Annotated in this window: 8 protein-coding genes and 1 pseudogene; 5 read left to right on the top strand and 4 right to left on the bottom strand. The window is 69.9% G+C overall.

The features are described 5' to 3' along the window. The 3 genes from FLV34_RS38105 to FLV34_RS38115 all read right to left on the bottom strand — a co-directional run. A partial coding sequence (locus tag FLV34_RS38105; RefSeq protein WP_315985230.1) for a DUF742 domain-containing protein occupies nt 1-234 on the bottom strand: 234 nt, incomplete at its 3' end. A gap of 118 nt (nt 235-352) precedes the next feature. Then, complete coding sequence (locus FLV34_RS38110) at nt 353-781, bottom strand: roadblock/LC7 domain-containing protein (protein ID WP_147945471.1); 429 nt, start codon at nt 779-781, stop codon at nt 353-355. Continuing rightward, complete coding sequence (locus tag FLV34_RS38115) at nt 778-3,570, bottom strand: nitrate- and nitrite sensing domain-containing protein (RefSeq protein ID WP_260617568.1); 2,793 nt, start codon at nt 3,568-3,570, stop codon at nt 778-780. Before FLV34_RS38115 ends, FLV34_RS38110 begins: the two co-directional genes overlap by 4 nt. Nucleotides 3,571-3,984: 414 nt before the next feature. Between FLV34_RS38115 and FLV34_RS38120 the strand changes: the two genes are divergently transcribed. From FLV34_RS38120 to FLV34_RS38140, 5 genes are read left to right on the top strand one after another with little or no spacing between them, the layout of a single operon-like run. Further along, on the top strand, nt 3,985-4,968 hold the full coding sequence (locus tag FLV34_RS38120) for an ABC transporter substrate-binding protein (RefSeq protein ID WP_240972261.1): 984 nt from the start codon (nt 3,985-3,987) through the stop codon (nt 4,966-4,968). Between the two features lie 19 nt (nt 4,969-4,987). Further along, complete coding sequence (locus FLV34_RS38125; protein WP_147945472.1) at nt 4,988-5,761, top strand: ABC transporter permease; 774 nt, start codon at nt 4,988-4,990, stop codon at nt 5,759-5,761. Next, a complete protein-coding gene (locus FLV34_RS38130; protein ID WP_142652662.1) occupies nt 5,758-6,546 on the top strand; it encodes an ABC transporter permease in 789 nt (262 codons plus the stop codon). The genes FLV34_RS38125 and FLV34_RS38130 overlap by 4 nt, the downstream gene beginning before the upstream one ends. A 9-nt stretch (nt 6,547-6,555) precedes the next feature. Next, entirely contained in the window at nt 6,556-7,332 is a 777-nt protein-coding gene (locus FLV34_RS38135) for an ABC transporter ATP-binding protein (RefSeq protein ID WP_142652661.1), read from the top strand. Beyond that, nucleotides 7,329-8,333 carry a methyltransferase gene (locus tag FLV34_RS38140; protein ID WP_261986067.1) on the top strand — a complete coding sequence of 335 codons (1,005 nt, stop codon included), beginning with the start codon at nt 7,329-7,331 and terminating at the stop codon, nt 8,331-8,333. Before FLV34_RS38135 ends, FLV34_RS38140 begins: the two co-directional genes overlap by 4 nt. A gap of 109 nt (nt 8,334-8,442) precedes the next feature. Here the strand turns inward: FLV34_RS38140 and FLV34_RS38145 are convergent. Next, nucleotides 8,443-8,718: pseudogene (locus FLV34_RS38145) on the bottom strand (ATP/GTP-binding protein); the annotation flags it as partial.

Genomic DNA, 8,718 nt, shown 5'->3' on the forward strand with positions numbered 1-8,718 from the left:
CCCCTCCGCCGCCATGTCCGCGATCACCACGCGAACCACACCCAGCGGAATCCGCAGCAACGCCGACACCTCGGCCACCGACCGCACCTGACGGCACAGTGAGGCGATGGCCCGATGTTCCGGTGGCCTTGTGGACAGGTCGTAGTGCGTGGTCGTGGCGGAGGAGACCAGCGCCTCCAGCGCGAGCTGCATGCGAGGCGTCGTACGCCCGCCGGTGACAGTGAACGGGCGCACCGGAGACGCGGGCTCCTCGGGAGCCGATCGGCCCGGCTGCGGCCCCCACGGGTCCTCGCCGGGTTGCTGACCCCACGGGTCCGCACCACCCGGCGGCTGTCCCCACGGATCCATCCGGTCACCTCCGGGGATACGACATGGCTTGGAGCTCGGCGCGGACCGCAGGAGTCAGCACCTGACCCGCCCGCTCGACCAGCAACGTCATCTGATAGGCCACCAGACCCAGATCCGAGTCGGCAGCCGCCAGCACCGCCAGACAGGACCCGTCACTGATCGACATGATCAGCAACAGCCCCCGCTGCATCTCCACCACCGTCTGCGTCACCGGGCCACCCTCGAACACCCGCGACGCACCCTGCGTCAAGCTGATCAACCCGGCCGCCACCGCCGCCAGCTGATCCGCCCGGTCCTTCGGGAACCCGTGCGAGTACGCGAGAGGCAACCCGTCCGCGGAGACGACCACGGAGTGCGCCACACCGGGCACGGAACTCACGAAATCATCGATCAGCCAGTTCAGGCCGCGTGCGCCCTGGCTCAACTCACTCATGCGCCGTCCCCTTTCGTGGTCGGGTAGCCCTCGTCCTCACTCAGTTCGCCTCTGGCCACCGCACGGCCCTGCCGTACGCCCTGCTGCAGGCTCGCCAGCCGGCTGCGGGCCCGGTCGGGCGACAGGAGCGGCGGCTGCGAGGGGGCGGGCGCCGCGGGTGCCGCGGCCGGATCGGCCGAGCCGGGCACCAGGTTGGCCTTCGGCACCCGCTTGGGCAGACCCGAGGAGGTCGTGCCGTCCGAGGCGGGCTTCTCGGTGGCCGCCGCCGCGGCCTGCCACCCGGCGTCCACGGGTGAGACGTTCTGCCAGCCCGATCCGGTGTCGGCCGCGGGAGTGCGGCGGAACCAGGCGGACTCGACGGAGGCGAAGATCGGCAGATACTCCTCGGACTGCGGTCCCGTCTGTGGCCCGGTCTGCGGTCCCGTCTGCGTTCCGTTCTGACGCACGCCGCCCTGCTGTACGGGGGCGCCGTGCACCGGCCCGGGGATGGCGACCGGGCCGGTCGTCGAGCCGAACGGCGTCGGCACGGGCCCGGTCACCGTCGGCAGAGGCCCGGTCGCCGCTTCGTCCATGCCGGACCTGTTGCGCATGCGCGTGAGCGGATCGTGGAGCGACGGCGCGGCGACCCCGGAGGCCGGGAGCTGCGGACGACCCCAGCCGCCTCCGATGCCCTGCTGGGCCTTCCCCTGCTCGGCCTGCCGCGGGCTCCAGGAAGGGGCGAACGCGCCGGCGTAGGAGGGCTCCGGCTGCGACGGACTGCCCATGATCGTCTCCGGCAGCAGGACCATGGCGGTCAGCCCGCCTCCGTCGTGCGGCCTGAGCTGGACTCTGATGCCGTTGCGGGCGGCGAGACGGCCGACCACGAACAGGCCCATCCGGCGCGACACCGACACGTCCACCACCGGCGGGTTCGCCAGCCGCCAGTTGGCCTGGGCGATCTCCTCCGACGTCATGCCGATGCCGGAGTCGGTGACGGAGATCATCACGCCCCCGCCGTCGATCCGGTTGCCCGACACCACCACGCGGGTGTCGCGGGCCGAGAACGCCAGCGCGTTCTCCACCAGCTCCGCGAGCAGGTGGATGACGTCGTTGACGGACTGGCCGGCGATCGAGACGTCCGAGGGGAAGTTCAGCACCACCCGCTCGTAGCCCTCGACCTCCGACAGCGACGCCCGGATGACGTCGGTGATCTCGACGGGCCGGCTCCAGCGGCGTGCGGGCTCCTGCCCGGCGAGAACCAGCAGGTTCTCACTGTTGCGGCGCATGCGGGTCGCCAGGTGGTCGAGCTTGAACAGGTCGGCGAGCCGCTTCTCGTCCTGCTCGCCCTGCTCCAGACCGTCGATCAGGGTGATCTGGCGCTCCACGAGGGTCTGGGTGCGGCGCGACAGGTTCACGAACATCGCGTTGACGTTGCTCCGCAGCCGGGCCTCGTCACCCGCCAGCCGGATCGCCTCGCGGTGGACCTCGTCGAAGGCCCGCGCGACCTCACCGATCTCGTCGGCGGACGCGACGCCGATCGGCTGCACCTTGACCTGCCCCGCGGTGTCGGCCTCCGACTCGCGCAGCCGCTGCACCATGGCGGGCAGGCGGTGCCCGGCGACCTCCAGCGCCTCGCTGCGCAGCCGCCGCAGCGGCCGTACGAGCGAGCGCGCCATGACGGCGGTGATGAGCAGGACCAGCAGCAGGACGATGACGACCATCGTGATGCTGACGATGGCCACGTTGCGGTCGGAGCTCTGCAGGGCGTCGCTCCGGGTGACGATCGACTTGGTCAGCCCGGACATCACGTCGCGCATGAGGTCGGCCTGCTCGCTGATCGCGTCGAACCAGCGGTCGGCGTCGCCTCCCCTGCCGCCGACGTTGCGGATGAGCAGCCCGGCGCGGACGAGGTAGAGCGCCCGGTCGATGAAGAACCTCGCGCGGTCCACCTTCTGGTCGGTGACCGTGTCGTTGTAGAGCTGCCGCTCGTCGGTGGTGGCCACGGCGGCGAAGGCCGCCAGCTCGCTCTGCTCCCGCGCCGCCGCGCCGGTGAAGGCGTCGAGCTCGGCCGGGTCGAGCCGCTGCTGGGCCAGTCCCAGGGCGAGCAGCGCGCGCTGCTCCGACACCGCCTCCTTGGCCCGCGCGAGCGCCGCGAGCGCCTTGATGCTCGCGGACAGCCCTTCGTCCGGAACGCCCTGGCCCGCCGCGTCGTACAGCCTCAGCAGGTCGTCGGTGACGAGCCGGTAGTTGTCGATGCCGCGCAGCGGCGGGAGCTGCGACTCGAGCACGATCTTCCGGAACGCGGTCAGGTCCGTGAGACGGGCCAGGGCCCGCGACAGGTCCTCGCGGCCGAGTCCGCCCAGCGCGTCCCCGCTCGTTCCGGCCCGGACGCGCAACTGCTGCACGGCGGCGTTCACGGCGGCGTGCTGGTTCTTCACGGTCGCGAGCAGGTCGCGGTCACGGCGGCCGGACGCGACGTACTTGATCGACAGGTCCCGCTCCAGCTGCACCTCGTGGAGGAGCACGCCGACGTTGCCGACGAGCTCGACCGCCTCGCGCACCCGCTGATACTCGGCGGCGCTGGATATCGAGCTCGCCACCCGCAGGCCGCCGAGCAGGACCGCGACCACGGTGGGCAGCACGACCAGCGCGACGAGCCGGGTGCGCACCCGCCAGTTCTTCAGCTGCATCGAGTTGCCGGTCGCGGGCGCTTCGGGCGGCCCGCCGTCCACCGAGGACGCGCCGCCGGCGGGCTCGGCGACCGGTTCAGGCTCGGCGCGGCGACCGCTCTCGATCGTTGCTGTCCTCACTGGCGCAACCTCTCGCGCTGAATCTCAGGGGGGATAAGGCTCCGGGGTCGCTCTAATGCGGGAGCCCCACATCACCGGGCAATTTGAGCATAAGGCGTCGAGATAGACAAAGAGCTTGGGATATTGGAGCGGTCCAAGGTTTTGTCCGACCCTAAACTCGAATCCATCGGACGGCCACAAGCTGGGGAAAGGCGATATCGGACATGGAATGTTCGACATCTCCCCTCGTGGAACCGGTCCAACCCCCTGGCCGTAATTCCAAAAGATGACAGAAGGTGATTTAGCACTAAATTTGACTACAATCGTGACTCAAACACATCTAATCCGTACGGCTCCTGTACGCTCTCGCCCGTCGCCGTCTATGCGGGATCACCCGCCGGGCGGCCACCTCAACACTCCAGACAAGGAGCTTCCATGGGGCTTATAAGGCGTACTCTCGCCGTCGGCATCACGGCCGTTCTGGCGCTCACCGCTTCCGCTTGCGGCAACTCCGACACGACGTCCTCCTCTTCCTCGGGCAACGGACTGGAGAAGACGACGCTGAAGGTGGGCACCATCCCGGTGCCGGACAGCGCGCCATTACAGGTGGCGATCGAGAGAGGGTTCTTCAAGGCGGAGGGCCTGGAGGTCCAGCCCGAGGTGGTCGCCGGCGGCGCCGTCGCCACCCAGAAGCTGCTGGGCGGGAGCCTCGACATCTCGCTCGGCGCCTACGTCGGCACTTTCCTCGCCCAGGACAAGGGCGCCGGGAAGTTCAAGTATGTCGCGGACAGTTACGGCGCCGCCCCCGGCGCTTTCGTCATTATGGTCAAAAAGGACTCCCCGATCAAAACGGTCGCAGACCTCAAGGGAAAGACCATAGCGGTCAACGTGCTCAAGAGCGTCAGCCAGCTGACCGCCGAGGTGCAGATGAAGGTCGCGGGGGTGACCGCGACCCAGGACCAGTTCGTGGAGAAGGCGTTCCCCGACATGCCCGCCGCCCTGGAAAACGGCCAGGTGGACGCCATTGCGGGGGTCGAGCCGTTCATCACCGTGATATCGAAAGCGGGCGGCCGAATCATCGTCGACGAGATGACCGGTCCGACCGAAAATCTTCCCATCGCCGGCTGGTTCACCACCGACGCCACTGCGAGCAAATATCCGAAGGCGATCGCCGCGTTCCAGCGGGCGCTCGGCAAGGCGCAGGAGCTCGTCGCGAAGGACCGCAAGATCGTCGAGGAGACGCTGCCCAAGTACACGAAGATCGACGCCGCCACCGCGGCCGTCATCTCGCTGGGCTCCTACCCGACCTCCCTCAGCGAGAGCCGCCTTCAGCGTGTGGCCGACCTGATGAAGGAGTACGGCTACATCAAGAACGATCTCGACGTGAAGTCGATGATCCTGCCGCCGCCGGCGAACTGACGGAGATCCCTCACCTGCTATGAAACACGCACGAGTCCTCCGCGGCGTCGCGGGCGTCGCGGGGTTCCTCGCCGCGGCCGAGGTCGTCGGCGCGACCGGCCTGATCGACGACCGGTTCCTGCCGCGGATGTCCGCGATCCTTCGCGGCGCGGCGGAGCTGCTCGTCGATCAGGAGTTCCTCGTCGACGCGCGGGCCTCGCTCGCCGCGTGGGGGCTCGGGCTGCTGCTGACCGTGGCGGTGGCGGTCCCGGCCGGGCTCGCGCTCGGGGCACTGCCGCCCGTGGAACGGGCCGTACGGCCGCTGATCGAATTCCTGCGGCCCATTCCCTCGGTCGCCATCATCCCGCTCGCGATTCTGATCTTCGCTGACAACCTGCATCTCAGAGTGGCCGTCGTCGTCTACGCGGCGTCCTGGCCCATCGTCATCAACACGATCTACGCGCTTCAGGACGTCGACCCGCTCGCCAAGGAGACCCTGCGCAGCTTCGGGTTCGGTCCGGTGTCCGTGCTGCTCCGGGTGGCGCTGCCCAGCGCGGCGCCGTTCATCGCGACCGGGATCCGCGTCGCCGCCGGCACCGCCGTCATCCTCGTGGTCAGCGCGGAGCTGCTCGCCGGAGGATCGGAAGGGATCGGGATCTACATCACGGAGGCCGCGAGCGGCAACCGGATGGACCTGATGCTCGGCGCGGCCCTGTGGGCCGGCCTGTTCGGCGTCCTGTCCAACACCGCCCTGGTCGCGGTGGAACGCAGGCTGTTCCGCTGGCACGACGTACGCACCGGAGCCGCCCGATGAACGTGATCAGAGCCGTCGGCCGTGTCTGGCTGATTCCGGTGACGCTGGTGATCTGGGAGATCGCCACGCGCGCCGCCGAGCAGCCGTTCTTCCCTCCCCCGTCGGCGACGCTGGCCCGGATGGGCGAGATGTGGCTGTCGGGCCCGGCCACCCATCTCCTGCTGACCGATCAGGCGCTGGACGACTTCGGCCCCAGCCTCGCCCGCCTGTTCGCCGGGTGGGCGCTGGCCGCGGTCATCGGAGTGGCCGCCGGAATCGCCATCGGCTGCTCCCCCCGCCTGGCCGGCTATCTCGACCCGCTGATCCACCTCGGCCGGGCCGTGCCCCCGCCGCTGCTGGTGCCCTTCTTCCTCGCCCTGCTGAAGCTGAGCACGCCGGCGCAGCTCACGACGATCGTGTTCGGGATCATCTGGCCGATCCTCCTCAACACGATCGACGGCACCCGTACGGTGGACCGGCAGCACCTGGAGACCGCCCGCATCTTCGGATTCACGACGACCGAGCGGCTCACCAGAGTGATCATTCCCGCCGCGATGCCCAAGATCTTCGCCGGTCTGCGGCTGGCCCTCTCGCTGGCCCTGATCCTGCTGATCATCGCCGAGATCCTCGCCGGCTCAGGCGGCCTCGGCTACCGGCTGCTGACCGCGCAGCGCACCTACCTCTACACCGACATGTGGGGCTGCCTGGTGGTGCTCGGCCTCCTCGGATATCTGCTCAACTCCGCGTTCCTGCTGATGGAACGGCGCGTTCTCGCCTGGCACAGGAACGCCAGGCAGACCACCTAGGAAGGCATCGTGCTCGAGATCACCGATCTGGTCCACTCGTACGGCTCGCATCGCGTTCTCGACGGGGTGAGCATCCGCGCCGCCGAGGGCGAGCTCGTCTGCGTCGTGGGCCCTTCCGGCTGCGGCAAGTCCACCCTGCTGCGATCCGTCGCCGGTCTCATCCGCCCCACCGGTGGCCGGGTGCTGATCGGCGGGAAGCCCGTCGACCGCATCCCCGACAACCTGGCCGTCGTCTTCCAGGACTACAGCCGTTCGCTCTACCCCTGGATGACCGCCGCGAACAACGTGGCGCTGCCGCTGCGCCGCCGCGGGCTGGACCGGCAGCGCCGCAGGGAGGCGGCGATGGCCGCGCTCGACCAGGTCGGGCTGGCCGACGCCGCGGAGAAGTATCCCTGGGAGATGTCCGGCGGAATGCAGCAGCGGGTGTCCATCGCCCGCGCTCTCGCCTACCGTCCGTCCCTGCTGCTGATGGACGAGCCCTTCGGCTCGGTGGACGCGCAGACCCGCGAGGACCTGGAAGACCTGGTGCTGCGGGTCTGCGCGCATCACGGCATGACGACCCTGCTCATCACGCACGACATCGACGAGAGCGTCTACGTCGGCGACCGGGTGGTCGTCCTCACCCGGTCGCCCGCCCGCGTCGCCGCCGACCTGCCGGTCGGCCTGGGCGAATCGCGCGACCAGATCGCGACGCGGCAGCTGGACGCGTTCGTCCGGCTGCGTGCCGAAGTGGGCCGCCTGGTCCGGGGCGGCTCCTCCACCTCGAATGTTCTGGAGAAGCATTGATCGACTCCACCGGCCCCGCGTGGGACGCCATCGTCGGGCTCTCCCGGTTCGCCGCCCTCGCCGCGATGGCCGAACTGGACTGCGCCGAACACCTGGCCTCCGGCCCCATGGGCGTTCCGGAGCTCGCCAAGGCGTGCGACGCGCACGAGCCCTCCCTCGCGCGCCTGCTGCGGGAACTCGAGACGATCGGCGTGGTCCGCTCCGTCGCCCCGGAGACGTACGAGCTGACCGAGGAGGGCCAGACGCTGCGCGACGGCGTGCCCGGCAGCATGCGCTCGGCCCTGCGCATGGCGGCCGAGCCCGGCTACTGGTACGCCATGGGCAACCTGGCGCAGACCGTGCGGGACGGGCGGTCCGCCTTCATCGCGCGGTTCGGCCCCCTGTACGGCTACCTCCAGGAGCGCCCCGAGGCCGCCCGCCTGTTCAACGAGTACATGGCCATCCGGGCGGCGCCGCTGGAGGCCGCCCCGGCCACCACCTACGACTTCACCGGCGTGAAGACGTTCGTGGACATCGCCGGGGGGACCGGGCACCTGCTGGCGGCGGTGCTCGAACGACACCCGGACATGCGCGGCGTGCTCTTCGACATCGCGCACGTGGTGGAGAACGGCAGGGCGGCCATGACCGCGCGGGGCCTCGCCGACCGATGCGAGTTCGAGGGCGGCGACTTCTTCGAGAGCGTGCCCGCCGGCGCCGACCTCTATCTGCTGGCCAGCGTCATCCACAACTGGAGCGACGAGGACAGCCTGCGCATCCTCGGCAACGTGCGGAAGGCGATGCCCGGCCACGCCCGGCTGCTGCTTCTGGAGATGGTGCTGCCGGACGACGCCACACCGCACATCGGCAAGGACCTCGACATGCGCATGCTCGCCCTGACGAACGGCGGGATGGAGCGCACGACGAGTGAGTTCACCCGGCTGCTCGGCGAGGCCGGCTTCACGCTCTCCCGCATTCTGCCGCTGCCCGCCGGGGCGAGCCTGATCGAGGCCCTGCCCCGCTGACTGTCCCGCTGAGCCGTTCCCGGGCCCCATGGAAAGCCCGAGCCCTGCGAGGAGTTTCCATGGGGTCGCGCGAGCGCCGCCGGGGCCACCCGCGGCAGGGCCCGGTCGGTCAGACGCGACCCTGGTGAAGGTTGGAGCCGGGTACGGCGACCCGCATGGTGAGCGCGTGCTCGACCAGCGTGATGAGAGTGCTTTTGACCGATTCGCGGTCACGGGCGTCGGTGCGGACGATCGGGATGTGCGGCGCCAGCGTCATCGCCTCCCGCACCTCCTCCTCGGCGTGCGGGTACTGCCCGTCGAAGCCGTTCACGCCCACGACGAACGGCAGACGCGCCTCCTCGAAGTAGTCCACCGCCGGGAAACTGTCCGCCAACCGCCGCGTGTC

Source organism: Microbispora sp. CSR-4 (genome assembly GCF_008033685.1).
GTDB lineage: Bacteria > Actinomycetota > Actinomycetes > Streptosporangiales > Streptosporangiaceae > Microbispora.